Source organism: Mycobacterium sp. IDUB_36, assembly GCF_055419225.1.
Genome location: NZ_JBVAXH010000001.1, coordinates 1,287,382 through 1,305,431, shown reverse-complemented (window position 1 = coordinate 1,305,431; position 18,050 = coordinate 1,287,382). Strand labels below are relative to the sequence as shown.

At 66.2% G+C, this 18,050-nt stretch carries 18 protein-coding genes; 16 read left to right on the top strand and 2 right to left on the bottom strand.

Going from position 1 to position 18,050, the window contains the following annotated elements:
- Positions 1-77: 77 nt before the first annotated feature.
- The 9 genes from alr to ACZYW1_RS06345 all read left to right on the top strand — a co-directional run bounded on the left by alr (position 78) and on the right by ACZYW1_RS06345 (position 8,373).
- Complete coding sequence (gene alr / locus ACZYW1_RS06385) at positions 78-1,238, top strand: alanine racemase (RefSeq protein WP_463784196.1); 1,161 nt, start codon at positions 78-80, stop codon at positions 1,236-1,238.
- A 71-nt stretch (positions 1,239-1,309) separates the two neighbouring features.
- Entirely contained in the window at positions 1,310-2,362 is a 1,053-nt protein-coding gene (locus ACZYW1_RS06380) for an alpha/beta fold hydrolase (RefSeq protein WP_463787715.1), read from the top strand.
- Positions 2,355-2,822 carry a tRNA (adenosine(37)-N6)-threonylcarbamoyltransferase complex ATPase subunit type 1 TsaE gene (gene tsaE, locus ACZYW1_RS06375; RefSeq protein ID WP_463784194.1) on the top strand — a complete coding sequence of 156 codons (468 nt, stop codon included), beginning with the start codon at positions 2,355-2,357 and terminating at the stop codon, positions 2,820-2,822. Before ACZYW1_RS06380 ends, tsaE begins: the two co-directional genes overlap by 8 nt.
- Positions 2,801-3,439 carry a tRNA (adenosine(37)-N6)-threonylcarbamoyltransferase complex dimerization subunit type 1 TsaB gene (tsaB, locus tag ACZYW1_RS06370; protein ID WP_463784192.1) on the top strand — a complete coding sequence of 213 codons (639 nt, stop codon included), beginning with the start codon at positions 2,801-2,803 and terminating at the stop codon, positions 3,437-3,439. Before tsaE ends, tsaB begins: the two co-directional genes overlap by 22 nt.
- On the top strand, positions 3,436-3,891 hold the full coding sequence (gene rimI, locus ACZYW1_RS06365; RefSeq protein WP_463784190.1) for a ribosomal protein S18-alanine N-acetyltransferase: 456 nt from the start codon (positions 3,436-3,438) through the stop codon (positions 3,889-3,891). Before tsaB ends, rimI begins: the two co-directional genes overlap by 4 nt.
- Positions 3,888-4,913, top strand: coding sequence for a tRNA (adenosine(37)-N6)-threonylcarbamoyltransferase complex transferase subunit TsaD (gene tsaD, locus ACZYW1_RS06360; protein WP_463784188.1), 1,026 nt, complete (start codon positions 3,888-3,890; stop codon positions 4,911-4,913). The genes rimI and tsaD overlap by 4 nt, the downstream gene beginning before the upstream one ends.
- 177 nt (positions 4,914-5,090) lie before the next feature.
- Positions 5,091-5,393 (top strand): co-chaperone GroES, encoded by a 303-nt coding sequence (gene groES / locus ACZYW1_RS06355; RefSeq protein WP_163779981.1) that lies wholly within the window; start codon positions 5,091-5,093, stop codon positions 5,391-5,393.
- A 77-nt stretch (positions 5,394-5,470) separates the two neighbouring features.
- Positions 5,471-7,096, top strand: a complete 1,626-nt coding sequence (gene groL / locus ACZYW1_RS06350; protein WP_463784186.1) for a chaperonin GroEL — start codon at positions 5,471-5,473, stop codon at positions 7,094-7,096.
- A 944-nt stretch (positions 7,097-8,040) separates the two neighbouring features.
- Complete coding sequence (locus ACZYW1_RS06345) at positions 8,041-8,373, top strand: hypothetical protein (protein ID WP_463784184.1); 333 nt, start codon at positions 8,041-8,043, stop codon at positions 8,371-8,373.
- A gap of 337 nt (positions 8,374-8,710) precedes the next feature.
- Here the strand turns inward: ACZYW1_RS06345 and ACZYW1_RS06340 are convergent, their stop codons facing one another.
- Positions 8,711-9,166, bottom strand: coding sequence for an OsmC family protein (locus ACZYW1_RS06340; RefSeq protein ID WP_463784181.1), 456 nt, complete (start codon positions 9,164-9,166; stop codon positions 8,711-8,713).
- Positions 9,167-9,200: 34 nt separating this feature from the next.
- On the bottom strand, positions 9,201-9,602 hold the full coding sequence (locus tag ACZYW1_RS06335) for a hydrogenase (protein WP_463784179.1): 402 nt from the start codon (positions 9,600-9,602) through the stop codon (positions 9,201-9,203).
- Positions 9,603-9,896: 294 nt separating this feature from the next.
- On the opposite strand from ACZYW1_RS06335, the gene ACZYW1_RS06330 reads away from it, so the two are divergent.
- The 7 genes from ACZYW1_RS06330 to ACZYW1_RS06300 all read left to right on the top strand — a co-directional run bounded on the left by ACZYW1_RS06330 (position 9,897) and on the right by ACZYW1_RS06300 (position 17,982).
- Positions 9,897-10,778, top strand: a complete 882-nt coding sequence (locus tag ACZYW1_RS06330) for a mycofactocin-coupled SDR family oxidoreductase (RefSeq protein WP_463784177.1) — start codon at positions 9,897-9,899, stop codon at positions 10,776-10,778.
- Between the two features lie 58 nt (positions 10,779-10,836).
- A complete protein-coding gene (locus tag ACZYW1_RS06325; protein ID WP_463787714.1) occupies positions 10,837-12,492 on the top strand; it encodes a nitric oxide reductase activation protein NorD in 1,656 nt (551 codons plus the stop codon).
- Between the two features lie 91 nt (positions 12,493-12,583).
- Positions 12,584-13,435, top strand: coding sequence for an AAA family ATPase (locus ACZYW1_RS06320; protein ID WP_463784176.1), 852 nt, complete (start codon positions 12,584-12,586; stop codon positions 13,433-13,435).
- A 92-nt stretch (positions 13,436-13,527) separates the two neighbouring features.
- Positions 13,528-14,646, top strand: coding sequence for an ABC transporter substrate-binding protein (locus tag ACZYW1_RS06315; RefSeq protein WP_463784173.1), 1,119 nt, complete (start codon positions 13,528-13,530; stop codon positions 14,644-14,646).
- A gap of 7 nt (positions 14,647-14,653) precedes the next feature.
- Positions 14,654-15,778: a spirocyclase AveC family protein gene (locus ACZYW1_RS06310; RefSeq protein WP_463784172.1), complete on the top strand. Its 1,125-nt coding sequence runs from the start codon at positions 14,654-14,656 to the stop codon at positions 15,776-15,778.
- On the top strand, positions 15,771-16,751 hold the full coding sequence (locus ACZYW1_RS06305) for an SDR family oxidoreductase (protein WP_463784171.1): 981 nt from the start codon (positions 15,771-15,773) through the stop codon (positions 16,749-16,751). The genes ACZYW1_RS06310 and ACZYW1_RS06305 overlap by 8 nt, the downstream gene beginning before the upstream one ends.
- Positions 16,752-16,764: 13 nt before the next feature.
- Entirely contained in the window at positions 16,765-17,982 is a 1,218-nt protein-coding gene (locus ACZYW1_RS06300) for a cytochrome P450 (protein WP_463784169.1), read from the top strand.
- Positions 17,983-18,050 lie beyond the last annotated feature (68 nt).

The following is an 18,050-nucleotide window of genomic DNA, read 5'->3' as shown; positions in this document are numbered from 1 at the left end:
TTCGGCCTCGTGGCCGCCGTAGCTGCACGTTCGGCGCTTCGGCGGAGTAACTCGCCCGGTCTGGGAGAATGGCGTCCGTGTCCGTCACGCCGATCTCCTTGACTCCGGGCGTCCTCGCCGAGTCAGTCGTGGATCTGGGTGCGATCCAGCACAACGTGCGGGTGCTGCGCGAGCACGCCGGTGACGCGCAGGTGATGGCCGTGGTGAAGGCCGACGGCTACGGTCACGGCGCCGTCGAGGTCGCCCGGGCCGCTCTGGCCGCGGGCGCGGCGGAACTGGGCGTCGCCACCGTCGACGAGGCGCTGGCGTTGCGCGCGGCGGGCCTGACCGCCCCGGTGCTCGCCTGGCTGCATCCGCCCGGCATCGACTTCGGGCCGGCGCTGCTGGCTGACGTGCAGATCGCGGTGTCCTCGGCGCGCCAACTCGACGAGCTGTTGGCCGCGGTCCGCCGCACCGGGCGCCCCGCCGCGGTCACGTTGAAAGTCGATACCGGCCTCAACCGCAACGGCGTTCCGTTGGCGCAGTACCCGACGGTGCTCAGAGCGCTGGGCCGGGCCATCGCCGAGAACTGCGTGACGCTACGCGGTCTGATGTCGCACATGGTGTATGCCGACCAGCCCAACAACCCGATCAATAACACTCAGGCGCAACGGTTCACCGATATCCTGGCGCTGACCCGCGAACACAAGGTGCCCTTCGAGGTGGCGCACCTGTCGAATTCGTCGGCCACCATGACGCGCCCGGAGCTGGCCTTCGACCTGGTCCGGCCCGGGATCGCGCTGTACGGCCTGAGCCCGGTGCCCACGCTCGGCGACCTGGGCCTACTACCGGCCATGACCGTGAAATGCACTGTCGCACTGGTCAAGTCGATCAAGTCCGGCGAAGGCGTGTCGTACGGACACACCTGGATCGCCCAGCAGGACACCACCGTGGCCCTGATGCCGATCGGCTACGCCGACGGGGTGTTCCGGTCGCTCGGCGGACGGCTGGAAGTGCTGATCAACGGCCGCCGGCGGCCCGGTGTCGGTCGTGTCTGCATGGATCAGTTTCTGGTGGACCTCGGTCCCGGGCCGGTCGACGTCGCCGAAGGCGACGAGGCGATCCTGTTCGGGCCCGGCTCCGAGGGTGAATCGACCGCGCAGGACTGGGCGGACCTGCTGGACACCATCCACTACGAAGTGGTGACCAGTCCGCGTGGCCGCATCGTCCGAACCTATCGCGAGGCTGAAAAGCATTGAGCGACGACCATTTCAACGGCTTTCATCGCAGTAGGCCGGTGCGGGGACGCTGGCTGGCCGGCGCCGCCGGAATCGGTGCGGTGGGCACGATTGCGGGGGCGACTGTGGCGCACTCGATGCTGAACCGGCGCGCCGCGGTCGAGGATCCGTTCGAGCACGAAGATTTCGAGACCCTCGACGGTGATCGCAGCTACCTGGTGACCACCCCCGACGGTGTGCATCTGGCGGTGCGTGAGGTCGGCCCCACCGATGCGCCGTTGACGGTCGTGTTCGCCCACGGTTTCTGTCTTCGCATGGGCTCCTTCCACTTTCAGCGCATGCGATTGTCTGAGGAATGGGGCCCACAGGTCCGGATGATCTTCTACGACCAGCGGGGTCACGGACGCTCCGGCGAAGCGCCGTCGAAGACCTACACGATCACCCAGTTGGGCCGCGACCTGGAGACCCTGCTCCAAGTGATCGCACCCCGCGGTTCGATTGTCCTGGTGGGCCACTCGATGGGCGGCATGACGGTGTTGTCGCATGCCCGGCAGTTCCCGCAGCATTACGGCAGCCGGATCACCGGGGCCGCGCTGATCTCGTCGGCGGCCGAAGGTGTCGCCGAGTCGCCGCTGGGTGAGATCCTCAACAACCCTGCGCTGGAAGCGGTTCGGCGAGCCGCACGGTCGGCGCCCAAGCTCGTCCACCGTGGCCGCACCGCCGCGCGGTCGCTGATCGGACCGATCCTGCGGGCCGCGTCGTACAGCGACAAGCGGGTCAGTCGCCGCATTACGACGTTCTCCGAGTCGATGATGCTCGACACCCCGGTCCGGACGATGGTGGAGTTCTTGCAAGCCCTGCAGGCGCATGACGAAACGGCGGCACTGCCGACACTGGCCAAGATCCCGACGCTGATCGTCTGCGGCGACCACGATCTGCTCACTCCCGCCGACTACTCCAGGAGGATGGCGGAGGCATTACCGGAATCCGAATTGGTGATCGTGGCGCGGGCAGGCCATTTGGTTCTGCTGGACAAGCCGGCGTCGGTCAACGACGGGTTGGTGCGGCTGGTCAAGCACGCGAGCCCGGGGAGGTTCGCGGTGCTGAGCCAGCGGCTGCGCGATCGGGTCTTGCGCCGTGACTGACGGGGCGTCGGGCATAGCGACGCTGCCGAACGTCGACGACACCGTCGCGCTGGGCTCGCAACTGGGCAGCCAGCTACGGGCCGGCGACGTCGTGGTGCTCTCCGGACCGCTGGGGGCGGGAAAGACCGTGCTGGCCAAGGGGATCGCGGCGGCCATGGATGTCGACGGCCCGGTGACCTCACCGACCTTCGTGCTGGCCAGGGTGCATCCGGCGCGGCATGACGGAGCTCCGGCGATGATTCACGTCGACGTCTACCGGCTCCTCGACCACACCGGCGCAGACCTGCTGGACGAACTCGAGAGCCTGGACCTCGACACCGAACTCGACGACGCCGTGGTCGTGGTGGAGTGGGGCGAGGGTCTGGCCGAACGACTGTCCGATCGGCACCTCGACATCAGGCTGGAGCGGATCAGCAACTCCGACACCCGAACCGCGACATGGCAGTGGAGCGTGCCGTGAATCTCGTCCTGGCCATCGACACCTCGACACCCGCGGTCACGGCGGGCCTGGTCGCCGACGGCCGGCTGGTGGCCGAGCGGATCAGCATCGACGCCCGCGCGCACGCCGAACGCATCACCCCGAATGTGTTGGCCGCGCTAGCCGACGCCGGACGGTCGATGGCCGACCTCGACGCGGTGGTGGTCGGTTGCGGCCCCGGGCCGTTCACCGGTCTGCGGGTCGGGATGGCGACCGCCTCGGCGTACGGCCACGCGCTGAACATCCCGGTGTACGGGGTGTGCAGTCTGGATGCCATCGGCGTGCAGACCAGCGGCGAGGTCTTGGTGGTCTCCGATGCCCGTCGGCGCGAGATCTATTGGGCCCGTTACCGTGACGGGATCCGCGTCGACGGGCCCGCGGTCAGCGCTCCGGCCGACGTGGTACCGGCTGGTGCGCAGTCGGTCGCCGGTTCGCCCGATCACGCGGTGACGTTCGGTTTGCCCTGCGTCGAACCGCTGTATCCCAATTCGGTTGGCCTGGTTGCCATGATCGACTGGTCGCGGCCGCCCGCGGCACTGGTGCCGCTGTATCTGCGGCGACCGGACGCCAAGACACTGGCAGAGCGGGCCGCCCAGTGACCGTGACCATCGACCGGTTGACCAAGGCCGACGCGGAGCGCTGCGCCGAATTGGAAGCGATACTGTTTCCGGGTGACGACCCTTGGCCCACAGTCGCATTCGTCCGTGAACTCGCAGCTGAGCACAACCACTATGTGGCCGCCCGCGACGGACTGCTGGTCGGCTACGGCGGCATCTCCCGGCTGGGCCGCACGCCGCCGTTCGAATACGAAATCCACACCATCGGTGTCGACCCGGACTATCAGGGTCGCGGTATCGGCCGGCGCATGCTGGACGCCCTGCTGGGCATCGCCGGCAACTCTGTCGTGCACCTGGAGGTCCGCACCGACAACGACGCGGCCATCGCGTTGTACCGCAGTGTGGGGTTCACCCAGGTGGGCGTGCGTAAGCGGTACTACCGGATCAGCGGCGCGGACGCGTACACGATGCGACGGGAGGCGCTGACCCAGTGACGACCATCTTGGCGATCGAAACATCCTGCGATGAAACAGGTGTCGGGATCGCACGACTTGACGACGACGGCACCGTGACGCTGCTGGCCGACGAGGTGGCGTCCAGCGTCGAGGAACACGTCCGCTATGGCGGCGTCGTGCCGGAGGTGGCCTCGCGGGCGCACCTCGAAGCGCTCGGTCCGGCGATGCGCCGCGCCCTGGACACCGCCGGCCTGCAGAAGCCCGACGTCGTCGCGGCGACCATCGGGCCGGGTCTGGCCGGCGCCCTGCTGGTGGGAGTGGCTGCGGCCAAAGCGTATTCAGCCGCCTGGGACGTGCCGTTCTACGCGGTGAACCATTTGGGCGGTCACTTGGCGGCCGACGTCTACGAGCACGGGCCGCTACCGGACAGCGTCGCGCTGCTGGTCTCGGGCGGCCACACCCACCTGCTGCACGTCCGCTCGCTCGGCGAGCCGATCGTCGAGCTGGGCAGCACCGTCGACGACGCCGCGGGGGAGGCCTACGACAAGGTGGCCCGGTTGCTGGGCCTGGGTTATCCCGGCGGCAAGGTGCTCGACGATCTCGCGCAGACCGGTGATCCGCAGGCCATCGTCTTTCCGCGCGGGATGACCGGACCGCGGGACGAACGAAACGCCTTCAGTTTCTCCGGCCTCAAGACCGCGGTGGCACGCTACGTCGAGAGCCATCCGGACGCGTCGACTGCCGACATCGCGGCCGGCTTCCAGGAGTCGGTCGCCGACGTGCTGACCGCCAAGGCGGTTCGCGCCGCGACCGAGTTGGGAGTGTCCACGCTGCTGATCGCGGGTGGGGTAGCCGCCAACTCGCGGCTGCGGGAGCTCGCCGCGCAGCGCTGCGAGGCGGTCGGACTGACCCTGCGCATCCCGCGGCTTCGGCTGTGCACCGACAACGGGGCGATGATCGCCGCGTTCGCCGCGCACCTGCTAGCCGCCGGTGCGGCGCCGTCTCCGCTCGACGTCGCCAGCGATCCGGGGTTGCCGGTGGTAAAAGGCCAAGTCGCCTGAAGCACCAGCCCAGCCTTGAGTGCTAGCACTCGCATGTATAGAGTGCTAGGTGGCAATCGGCCAAGCCCGGCGTCGGCTCCCGCGACGACGACGCGCAGGTACGGACGAAAGCCAAAAACACCTGGTAAATCGGGGCAACCGCCCCCGACCTGACTAATTAAGTGGAGGGCTCCAATCGTGGCGAGCGTCAACATCAAGCCACTCGAGGACAAGATCCTCGTACAGGCCAACGAGGCCGAGACCACGACCGCATCCGGTCTGGTCATTCCCGACACCGCTAAGGAAAAGCCCCAAGAGGGCAAAGTCGTCGCCGTCGGCCCCGGCCGGTGGGATGAGGACGGCTCGAAGCGGATTCCGCTGGACGTGTCCGAAGGCGACACCGTCATCTACAGCAAGTACGGCGGCACCGAGATCAAGTACGGCGGCGAGGAGTACCTGATCCTCTCGGCCCGCGACGTGCTGGCTGTCGTCAACAAATAAGCACCTGTGTCCGCCCCGGAGCTTCCCGTCACGACGGGTGAGCTCCGGGGCGGCACTCGTCAGTCAGAAGGACATTCATGAGCAAGCAGATTGAGTTCAACGAGACTGCGCGCCGCGCAATGGAAGCCGGTGTCGACAAGCTCGCCAACGCGGTCCGCGTGACGCTGGGCCCGCGTGGCCGTAATGTGGTGCTGGCCAAGGCCTTCGGCGGCCCGTCCGTTACCAACGACGGCGTCACCGTCGCTCGCGAGATCGACCTGGAAGACCCGTTCGAGAACCTGGGTGCCCAGCTGGTGAAGTCGGTGGCCACCAAGACCAACGACATCGCCGGTGACGGCACCACCACCGCGACCGTGCTGGCGCAGGCCATCATCAAGCACGGGCTTCGCAACGTCGCGGCCGGCGCCAACCCGATCGCGCTGGGCCAGGGCATCAGCAAGGCCGCCGACGCGGTCTCCGAGGCGCTGCTGGCCGCTTCTACCCCGGTGTCCGGCAAGACCGGCATCGCGCAGATCGCCACCGTCTCGTCCCGTGACGAGGAAGTCGGCGAATTGGTCGGTGAGGCGATCAGCAAGGTCGGCGACGACGGTGTGGTCAGCGTCGAGGAGTCGTCGACGCTGAACACCGAACTCGAGTTCACCGAGGGCGTCGGCTTCGACAAGGGCTTCTTGTCGGCCTACTTCGTGACCGACTTCGACGCTCAGCAGGCCATCCTCGAGGATGCCCTGATCCTGCTGCACCGCGACAAGATCAGCTCGCTGCCCGACCTGCTTCCGCTGCTGGAGAAGGTGGCCGAGGCCGGCAAGCCGCTGCTGGTGATCGCTGAGGATGTCGAGGGCGAGCCGCTGTCGACGCTGGTGGTCAACGCGATCCGCAAGACGCTGAAAGCCGTCGCGGTCAAGGCGCCGTTCTTCGGCGACCGCCGCAAGGCGTTCCTGGAGGACCTGGCGATCGTCACCGGCGGACAGGTCGTCAACCCCGACGTCGGTCTGTCGCTGCGCGAGGTGGGCCTCGACGTGCTGGGCTCGGCCCGCCGCGTGGTGGTCAGCAAGGACGACACCGTCATCGTCGAGGGTGGCGGTGGCACCGACGCCATCACCAACCGCGCCAAGCAACTGCGCGCCGAGATCGAAGCCACCGACTCCGACTGGGATCGCGAAAAGCTGCAGGAGCGGCTGGCCAAACTGGCCGGCGGCGTGGCCGTGATCAAGGTCGGCGCGGCGACGGAGACCGCGCTCAAGAAGCGCAAGGAAGCCGTCGAGGATGCGGTGGCCGCGGCCAAGGCGGCGGTGGAAGAAGGCATCGTCTCCGGTGGCGGGTCGGCGCTGATCCACGCGCGCAAGGCGCTCGGCGAGCTGCAGGCATCGCTGTCCGGCGACGAGGCCAGCGGTGTCGAGGTGTTCTCCAACGCACTCAGCGCCCCGCTGCACTGGATCGCAACCAATGCCGGGCTCGACGGCGCGGTCGCGGTCAGCAAGGTCAGTGAGCTGCCGGTAGGGCACGGTCTGAACGCGGCAACGCTGGAATACGGCGACCTCGGCGCCGACGGGGTCATCGACCCGGTCAAGGTCACCCGCTCGGCGGTGCTCAACGCCGCGTCGGTGGCCCGCATGGTGCTGACCACCGAGACCGCGATTGTCGAGAAGCCGGCCGAAGAGGCCGACGACCACGGGCACGGCCACCACCACGGCCACGCTCACTAAGTAACAGCCACGCGAAACACCCCCGGCCCCAACAGGCCGGGGGTGTTTCGCGTTTTTCTATCTCTAGATGAGATTCTCTTGGGAAATGAATTGCGCTTGCCATTGGCGATGCTGGCCTCGCCTGCGTGAAGAATCAGAGCTACATCAAAACGCTGCCTAATCACAAAAAAGCGAACGCGGTGTGTGGTTCCAGAAAACATAATTTGCGATTACGGATCTGTGATCGAGATCAACAACGGGAACCCGAGCGAGGGACAGGCGGCGACGCGGATGTTTCTAAGTCACGTCGCCATCTGTACCGGATAGGCACGACACGCCGCGACCGGCGCGTCCGGGCCGAACCCCAGCCAGGGCAGAAAACCCAGCACCGGGGTGAGGAGCGACGGCGGGCTGTGCCTGCTCAGCAGCGGTGCCACCTGCCACTAGCGCAGGTATGTCAAGCAGTCCCCTGCGCGAGAATACGAGGGAAATCCCTGTATCGCGTCGGAGTCCGGTCGGCATACGGTCTGCGGAGCGGGGCGAATCTGTCGCTCCGATCGGATCTGAGCAGAAGGGGAGCGCGCCCATGAAGACCACACGGATTGCGGCCGTAGCCGCAGTGATAGCCGGTGCGGCGGTGGGGTTGGCCGGTTCAGCGTCGGCGGCGGAACCGCTGTCGGGTAATTACAGATATACGGTCAACGACTCGAACAAATTTCCGGCGGGGTCCTTCATGCCACAATTGTTCGTTCCGTGTGGTCCGGATTGCACCCGAGAGGAGAGCCATCCGGATCAATCAACCAAGGAATATCATTTGCGGGGCTCCACCTGGTCCGCGCAACTCGCAGATTGCCAGGAAACTATCGACGCTAATTCCTTGGCCGGTCGCTATACGTGCCCTGATGGAAAGTATGTCAACTTTCAGTTGACACGGTATCAGTGAGGTCAGCGGGTTAATGGGAACGATGGCATTTACTCGTGGACTTGCGGTCGGCGTTGCCCTGGCCGGCGCAGCAGTTGGGCTGGCGTCTCCGGCATCGGCCGAACTAACTGACGGCACCTACCAGCTGACGTACCTAGCCGGACCCAACAACCCGCCACCCGTAACTGTCGTCTTCACTTCGTGTGGCGACGGCTGCAAGCGCTCGCAAGTGGTCGGGCCATACAACGCGCAGGAGTTTCACTTACAGGGAGACACCTGGACCGCGCCGCGGTCAAACGGTATCGAGACGATCGACAACAACACTCTTGTGGGACAGACCCTTCACTACACCATGCAATACACCAAGATCAGCTGACGCCACAGGACACGAGGTAGCCGGGCCGGCCCCAGCCTCCGGTCAGGGAGGCGAGGGCCGATCCTGTTGTGCTAGAACCGATCAGGGCTTAGCAGGCGTGGAAGATTCGCACGATGCCGGCAGGGTTCAGGAACGCGAATCCGGCTCGGGGCGTTGGCCCGGACGTACTGGCCGTCGTTGGTCACGCTAGCATCTGAGCGCTTCGTCAGTTGGCCAGGCGAACGCCTCCGTCAGCGGGACGACCGGCGGATCGTCCGCATCGATCCACCGCTGAAGATGTGCCCGTAAGTCGGATCCACATAGCGCTTGGGATCGGGCGGGCAGTCTGTCACCTCGCTCAGCGCAAGGACGTTGCGATGTCGACCTCGGATTTCAGTGTCTGATGGACGGGGCAGCGTTCTGCAATATGCAGCAACTGCTGCCGCTGCACATCGTCGAGGTCTCCGGTCAACTCGATGTCGCGATCGATGTGGGAGACCCAGCCGGATTTGGTTTCGCAGTCGGCGCAATCCCGCGCGTGAATCCGACTGTGCTGCAACGTCACCTGAACCCGATCAAGCTGCCATCCCTTGCGGTCGGCGTACATCCGCACTGTCATCGAGGTACATGACCCGAGCGCGGCGAGCAACAGATCGTACGGATTCGGCCCCTCATCGTCTCCGACAGGCTGCGGCTCGTCGGCAACGAGCCGGTGTCGCCCCGCGGTGATCTGCTGCGTGTAAGTCCCTGTGCCGCTCTCTGTTACGGTCACGGTTCCTGCGGGCGCTGCGGCAGGCGTGTCAGGTGCAGTCATGCGGTTCTCCTTCGGCCGTAGCGGCGTTTAGTCCTCAGAGCCCGACGATCACGATGACGACGCCGAGGACGATCGCGACCGACAGCGAAATCAACAGCGAGCCGAAGATCCGCTCCTTGAGCGCCGAGGTTTCATGGTCACCCGCGGCGATCGGTGCGTACCTGTGGCCGGCGCCCCACACCGCGGCGAGCAGTGTCGCCAGCCAGTTCGCGTAGGTGGAATACACGATCAGCGCGACCGCGGTGACACTCCACGCATGCGGCAGGTGGACGTGTGGCCACAGCAGGCCGAGCAGCACCAGGAACATGCCGTTCAGCACTCCCTCGAGATGACTGGTCAAACCCATCCGTGGATTCTTCAGCGCCTGAACGGCGAACCCGGTCAACAGGCCGATCACAAACAGGATCAGCCCGAGTTTGATCAGCAGCATCTGCATTGACGGATCTTATCGACGCGGCCTCCCGGCACGCCGTTCAACCAAATATATGTTCGGGTTTGCCCGTCGCTCCGGCCTAGCCCGCGCGACGAAAGCACCGGTATCAGCACCCCGAGCAGCTGAATCGCTGTGATCCCGGTCTGACGACGGGAACGAGCGGTCGGTCGGCCGCCCGCACAATAACCAAACATTTGTCCTTACAGAGTTGACGCGATCCGTAACGCTGGCTAGGTTCGGTGAATTCGAGCACGGGGACTGGGCCCGCGCTCAACGATCGTCGAGGACGGAGCACGGATGCCCGGAAAGCTAGAGGGGAAGGTCGCTTTCATCACCGGGGCGGCCCGGGGGCAGGGCCGCGCCCACGCCATCGCGATGGCCCGGGAGGGCGCCGACATCATCGCGACGGACATCTGCCGCGACATCCCCTCCAATCCCTATCCGCTCGCAACTCCGGACGATCTCGCCGAAACCGAGCGCTCAGTCAAGGAATTGGGCCGTCGCGTCGTCGCGCGGATCGCCGATGTGCGTGAGCGCAATGAACTCCGCGAGGCGGTCGAGGCCGGCCTCGCCGATCTCGGACGTATCGACATCGTCGTAGCCAACGCAGGGATCCTGCCGATGGCGATGGGCCGCCCGCACGACGCGATGTCGTTCGTCGACGCCTCGGACGTCGACCTCCTCGGCGTGATGAACACCGTCGCCGTCACCGTGCCCCATCTGCCCGACGGGGCGTCGATCATCGTCACCGGATCGACCGCCGGCATGATTCGCGGCACCACCGACAACCCGAACATGGGACCCGGCGGTGCGGGCTACGGCTGGAGCAAGCGAGTCGTGATGGAGTACATCGAAGAGATGTGTATGCACCTGGCGCCCCGCATGATTCGCGTCAACGCCATCCACCCGACCAACTGCAACACCCAGCTGCTGCAGAACGACGGCATGTACAGCATGTTCCGGCCCGACCTCACCCAGCAGGGCAAGCAGGCAACCCGCGAGGACGCCGAGCCGCTGTTCACCATCTTTCAAGCGATGCCGATCCCGTACATCGAACCCGAGGACAGTGCCAATCTCGGCGTGTTCCTGGCCAGCGACGACAGTCGGTACATCACCGGTCAACAGATCCGCGTCGACGCCGGTTCGCTCCTGAAGTGGCCCAACGGCCCGGGGGGATAGCGTCATCGAGGTGACCCCGCTCGACGGCGCCGAAGCCGATCGGCTGCGCACCCTCGGCATGCTGGCCTCCGCGTTTGCAGGCCGTGCGGTGGCAATCGACGCGCAGCGCCCGGGCGAGCCGCCGTGGACGGATGGGCAGACGATCTTCGTCGACCCGTCGCTGCCCGCTCGGACGAACCTCGCGGCGGTCGCCGTGCAGGCCTCGATGATCGCCGCGAACAGTTTCGAACCCGCTGTCGTGCGCTCGCTGACCGGTCATTCCCGTTCGGCCAGGCGCTATTTGGCCGTTGAGGGGCATCGCGCTCTGATCGCCAACGCCGATGTGCTGCCGCGGGCACTGGCATCGCTGGGCGACCTGGACACAGCCAGTCGCAGTGATTGTCCTGCCGCGTCGCTCACCCTGGCGTCTGGACGCGAAGCGGTCGACGACCCACCGCCGGAATTCGGTGTCATCCGGGTGAGAAAGCTGATCGCCGCGTCGTCGCGCGCCGCCAAGCAGGCGGAAGGCGAACAGGCCGCGCATGTCCCGCGCAGCGTGAAGAGCCGGGAGCTGGACGAGCTCGACGACGGTGAAGTCGACGACACCGATGACCCCGACCTGTTCACCAGCCCGGTGGGCGGCGGTGGGTTCATCGGCAAGTGGTTGAAGAAGATGTTGTCCTCGGCACGCAAGACCGGCAGCGGCGGCGGCCCGCCCGGTGCCGACAACCCCACTCATCGCACCAACGCCTCGGTTCGCGGCGCGTTGGCCGTCTCATCGCTGGCATCGTCGGTGAGCGAGGACGTCATCGATCACGCGGCCGACCTGAGCAGCCGCGGCGTGAAGTATCCGGAGTGGGACCTGCATCGTTGGAGCTACCGGGCCGACTGGTGCACCGTGCTCGAAACCGATTGTGCGACAAAGGTATCAGCGAGCGCGGCGATCGACGATGCGATCGGCTTGCGGCGCCCGCTGGCCAGGCTCGGCATGGGTCTGCATCGCCGGCACCGACAGGCGCAGGGTGACGACATCGACATCGACGCGGTGGTCGAGGCCCGTGTCGAGGCGATGGCCGGTTCCGTGCCCGACGAATCGGTGTATCTCGACAGCCTGCGGCGCCGACGGGACTTGTCGGTGCTACTGCTGCTGGACATCTCGGGTTCGACGGCCGAGGCCGGCACGCTGGGACGGACCGTGCATCAACAGCAGCGGACCGTCGTGGCGAACCTCGCCGTCGCATTGCACGATCTGGGCGACCGGGTCGCCCTGTACGCCTACTACTCGCAGGGCCGGGGTGCCGTGACGATGGTGCCGGTCAAGCGATTCGACGACGCTCTCGACAGCCACGTCCTGCGGCGGTTGAACAGCCTGGAACCGGGCGCTTATTCGCGACTCGGCGCTGCGGTGCGACACGGTTCGGCCGTCCTGGAGGCGCGCGGCGGCACGTCACGCCGACTGCTGGTGGTGTTGTCCGACGGACTGGCCTACGACCACGGCTATGAACGCGCTTACGGTGCCGCGGACGCCCGCCGTGCACTGACCGAGGCCCGCCGGCGCGGCACCGGCTGCGTGTGCCTGACTGTCGGCGCGGGCACCGATGTGGAGTCGCTGCGCCGGGTGTTCGGCAGCACCGCGCACGCCGGCATCGCCCGACCCGATGAGCTGACGAGTGTCGTTGGGCCGCTGTTTCGTTCGGCGATCCGCTCGGCAGAAGTGAAGCGGCGGGTGTCGTGACGCCCGGGCGGGCCTCGAGCTCTGTTGAAACTAACATCTGTTCCGTTTAGGCTCCAGGGACCGCAATGCAGCGGCTGGCGGAAGGGTAGTGATGGCCAACGAGTCCGCGCTTGCGCACCAGAACGGTGCATCGTCCGCGGCGGATGCGACGCGACCCTTCTACACCGCGGTCGGCAACGAGGAGGCCGTGTTCAAGGCGGCCTACCGCCAGGGCCTGTCGATTGTTTTAAAAGGTCCGACCGGGTGCGGCAAGACCCGGTTCGTCGAGGCGATGGCCCACGACCTGCAGCGGCCACTGATCACGGTGGCCTGCCATGACGACCTCACCACCGCCGACCTGGTCGGCCGTTATCTGTTGCGTGGCGGCGAGACCGAGTGGGTGGACGGCCCGCTGACCCGCGCGGTGCGTGAGGGTGCGATCTGCTACCTCGACGAGGTGGTGGAGGCGCGTCAGGACACCACCGTGGTGCTGCACCCGCTGGCGGATTACCGCCGTCAGCTGCCGATAGAGCGGCTCGGGGTGACGCTGGACGCGGCACCGGGATTCGGTCTGGTGGTGTCGTACAACCCCGGCTACCAGAGCGTGCTGAAGGACCTCAAGGACTCGACACGTCAACGGATGGTCGCCATCGAATTCGGCTTTCCGGCACGCGAAATCGAGGAAGGCATCGTCGCTTACGAGGCGGGGGTGGATTCCGCCACCGCCGCGGAGCTGGTGCGTTTCGGGCAGGCGATCCGTCGCCTGGAAACCGGCGGCCTGCGCGAGGTGGCCTCCACCCGGGTGCTGATCGCCGCCGGCCGACTGGTCGCCGAGGGTTTACCGATGCACGCCGCCGCTGAGGCGGCGATTGCCGGCCCGCTCACCGACGACGCAGCGGTCACCCGCAGCCTCAAGGAAATGATCGGCGTCTACCTCAGCGAGTCTGTCGCATCCGGAGATTGACGCACCTCGGCGGCGACGCTAGGGTCTGAACAAATATTAGGTTTGCCGAGGCCGGGCGACCACAGGCGGTGAACCGGCCCAGTGGAGGTTCTATGTCCTACGAGAGCACTGCTGAGCCGATCAAGGTCGGCTATTTGATGGACTTCAAGCTCCCGCCGGGTTTTCCCGAGGAGCTGTTCGCCTCCTTCACTCAGACCTTCGACCTGATATTCGAGGAGGCCCTGCAGCAGGGTCTGATGGACCGTCCCGTCCAGATGATCTATCGCGAGGTCGAGGGCCTGCCCAAGGGTTCGGTCAAAGCGGTGATCGACGCCTACGGCGAGCTGGTCGACGAGGGCTGCCTGGTGGTCTTCGGCCCCAACATCACCGATAACTGCGTGCCGTTGCGCGAAGCCATCGAGGAACGGTTCAAGGTGCCCGCGATCAGCGTGACCGGCACCGACGACTGGCTGGGCGAGTGGACGTTCGCCTTTCCGCAGGGATCGATGACCGACGAGCCGATCTTCATCGCGGACCTTGTTGCCAAACGCGGCCTTACCGAGATCGGTGTTCTGGTCGAGCAGAGCCTGATCGGCGAGAGCTACCTGGAGAATCTGCGAAGTGCGTGTCGGCGCAAAGGGATTCGGATCGTCGCGGAGACGTCCATAGCCCAGACGGCTCAGGACATCAACGAGGCGGTCAGCACGCTGCACCAAGCCAAGGCCGAGGCGATCGTCCACCTGGGATTCGGATTCGGCGTCGTCTTCATCAACCCCGCGCTGGAGGCCATCGGCTGGGACCCGCCGCGCTTCACCACCACCGCATGGCAGAACGCGTGGGTCAACCCGATCATGTGGAACGCGTTCATGGGCTGGACCGGTGTCGACCAGTACGACGAGGCGAATCGAATCGGGCAGGACTTCCTCGACAGCTACGCGACCAAGTACAGCGGCAGTCGCCCCGAATTCTGCGTAACCGTCGTCAATCGCGACGTTGCCGCCACCCTCGTGCGGGCATTCACCGACGCCCACCCGCTCAGCCCGCGCGGCGTCAAAGAGGCGCTGGAGCGGGTCAAGATGATGCCGGCTGCGTCCGGCGCCCCCGGGACTCGGGTGTCGTTCGGTAAATGGACCCGCCGTGCCTGGATGGGCGCCGGCTATCTGGTGGCTCGCACGCTGGACGCCGACGGCGTCAACTCGCACCTCGTTGACCGCTTCGGCGAAGAAGGGTGAGCAAGAAATGAGTACCGACCAATCCACACCGCCGGCCACGGGCACCCGGCCGGCTGCGCCGAAGCGCAGTTGGGGTGGCTGGATCGCCGGCGCCGCGCTGGCCGCTTTCGCGCTGTTCTTCATCGTGAATTGCCGTGTGGCCCTTGACCCGCGCGTTGCCAACCCCAATGTGCAAGGTCGCCCGCGTCCGGTGAAGTTCAGCTTCGGGCTGGACTACATCGACTTCCTGGACGGCGCCACGGTGGTGGCACTGCTGTTGCTGCTGGTCGTGTTCATCCGGGGTTGGCGGCGCAACCCGGGTAGCCCGGCGATGCTGATGTTCCTGTGCACCACGTTGATCGTGTGGCAGGACCCGATCATGAACTGGTCGCCCTTCGCGGTGTACAACCCCGATCTGGTGCACTGGCCGGAATACTTTCCGCTGGTGTCGATCTCGCCGACCGTCGAGCCGTTCGTCGTCTTCGGCTACGTGATGTTCTACTTCGGCCCCTACTTCCCGGCGGTCTGGATCCTGCGCAAGCTGCAGGCCAAACACGGACCCGCGAGTTACGTGTCGCGGCACCCGCTGATCAGCCTCGGTCTGCTGACGCTGGCGATCGGGTTCGTCTTCGATGCGTGCCTGGAGAACATCCTCATTCACTGGGGCATGTACATCTACTCGCAGGTGATTCCGTGGGGCTCGGTGTTCACCGGCACCACCTTCCAGTTCCCGCTGATCTGGGAGTCGTTCTCGGTGTGCTTCGTGATGGTGCCGGCCGCGATCCTGTGCTACCGCGACGACACCGGCAAGTCGGTCGCGGAAAAGCTTGCGGCCAAGGCGAAGTTGTTCCCGACTCGACCGGTGCTGGGCACGTTCCTGGTGATGTTCGCGATCATCAACGTCTCCTACTTCGCCTACGGTGGCTGGTTCTGGGTCATCAAGGTCACCCACTCGGCCACCTCGGTGGCCTGCCCGTGGCCGTATCCGGAGGCCAAAGTGTATGACCCTCAAGGCTTTTACGAGAAGGCCGGGGCGAAAGGTCCGTACTCGGTGGGCATCTGGTCGACGTGGGCGAGCGGTGAGCCCAACGGTCGCCCGCACGTCGATGCACCACCGCCCGGCGTCGGCGCCTGCGCGAGCAAGAATGGCTGAGCCGCGCAGCGTCGTCGTCACCGGCGCCTCCCGTGGTCTCGGGCTCGCCACCGCCGCGCGCCTGTATCGCGAGGGGTGGCGCGTGGTCGCGGCGATGCGCACACCGGACACCGGAATGGCATCGCTACGTGAGGCGACCGGCGCGGCGGCGGAAGACGACCGCCTGATCGGTGTGCAGCTCGACCTGATCGATCAGGCCTCGGTCGCGGCCGCGGCCAAGACGATCGGTGAGGCGGTGGGCGCGCCGTTCGCGGTGGTGCACAACGCCGGTATCTCCGCCGCCGGAATGGTCGAGGAGACAGATATCGCGTTGTGGCAGAAGCTGTTCGCCACCAGCGTCCTCGGCCCGGTCGCGCTCACCCAGGCACTGCTGCCGTCGATGCGGGCGGCCGGCGAGGGCCGGATCGTGCTGGTGTCCAGCGCCGCCGGGGTGCGCGGTCAGCCGGCCACCGCGCCGTACTCGGCGGCCAAAGGTGCGTTGGAGCGCTGGGGCGAGTCGATGGCCGTCGAGATCGCACCGTTCGGGTTGGGCGTCACCGTGCTGGTGGCCGGCACCTACGACACCGAGATCATCACCGATGCCGGCACCATCGACGATCGGGACTTCGGCGGCCCCTACGCCCGACTGCACAACACGATGAACAGCCGCGGTCGGGCCGCCATGCGGATGGCGCGGCGACCGGACAAGTTCACCGACGGAGTGGTCAAAGCGCTGGCCGACACCACGTCGTTTCGTCGCCGCGGGGTGGGACCCGATGCGGCGATGTTGTTGACCGCCAGCCGGATTCTGCCGGCGATCGGCATGCATCACATGTCGCGGGTGGTACTCGGCATACCCAAACAAGGATCGATGCGCAACGGCGCGTGGCCATTGACAACAGCCCAGAAAGCGATGGTGTTGGCGACCAAGGTCGTTCCGGCACCGGTGATGCAGCGTTTGGTGGCATTAGCCGCCAAGCGCAGCGGAAATTGAGGAGTGAGTAGTAATGGAACAGCTTTTCGACGACCTCGAGGACTTCGGCGCGTTCGACGACGCGATCTCCGGGGACGTTCGCGACCCCTACACCGAGCTCGCGCGACTGCGCCGCGAAGAGCCGGTGCAGCGACTCGACACCTCGGGTGCGTTGCCGCACGAGGAGTCGCTGCCGATGTTCATCGTGTACCGCCACGAGGACGTCCAGCAGATGCTGCGCGACAACGAGACGTTCTCCTCGGCGGCCGTCATCGCGGCGTTCGGGCCGGTGCTGGGTGACGGCGTGATGCTCGGCATGGACGAGCCCCGGCACGGACGGTTACGTTCCCTGGTGTCGAAAGCGTTCTCGCAGAAGGCTTTGGCGAAGTGGCAGGACGAGCTGGTCGGCCGGGTGGCCAACAGCCTGATCGACAACTTCGCGGCCAACGGCAAAGCGGACCTGGTCAAGGAATTCACCTTCGACTACCCCAGTCAGATCATCGCGGGCTTGCTGGGGCTGCCCGAGCAGGACTACCCGCAGTTCCAGCGCTGGTCGATCTCACTACTGAGTTGGCTGATGAACCCCGAGCGCGGGCTGGCGGCCTCGGCCGCGCTGTGCGAATACTTCGCGCCGATCCTGGAGGCGCGCCGGGCCGAGCCCAAAGAGGATCTGATCAGTGCGCTCGGTGCCGCCGAGATCGACGGCGAGAAGCTCACCGACGAGGAGATCTTCTCGTTCCTCCGGTTGCTGTTGCCCGCCGGGGTGGAGACCACCTATCGGTCGCTGGGCAGCCTGCTGCTCGGTTTGTTGCAAGACCCCGGGCAATTGGACGCGATCCGGACGGATCGCTCGCTGATTCCGCAGGCCATCGAAGAAGGCGTGCGCTGGGAGCCTCCGCTGCTGACCATCACCCGGGTGACGACCAAGGACACCGAGCTCGGTGGTGTGAAGATCCCCGCCGGGTGCACGGTGATGCCGATGCTGGGTTCGGCGAACCGGCAAGAGGACCGGTACACCGATCCCAACACCTTCAACATCCACCGTGAGGCCAGGGCCAACCTGGGCTGGGGGCACGGTGTCCATGTCTGCCTCGGCATGCACCTGGCCAGGTTGGAGATGCGTACCGCGATCAACCTGCTGCTGGACCGGCTACCCAACCTGCGGCTCGATCCCGAGGCCGATGATCCGCACGTTCGCGGGCAGGTATTCCGGTCGCCGACCTCGGTCCCGGTGCTGTTCGATCCGCAGTAGATCGGCGATACCGCCTTTACATTGACGAGGGCAGCCGTAAAGTCCTAACCGAGCGTCCGCTCAACTTT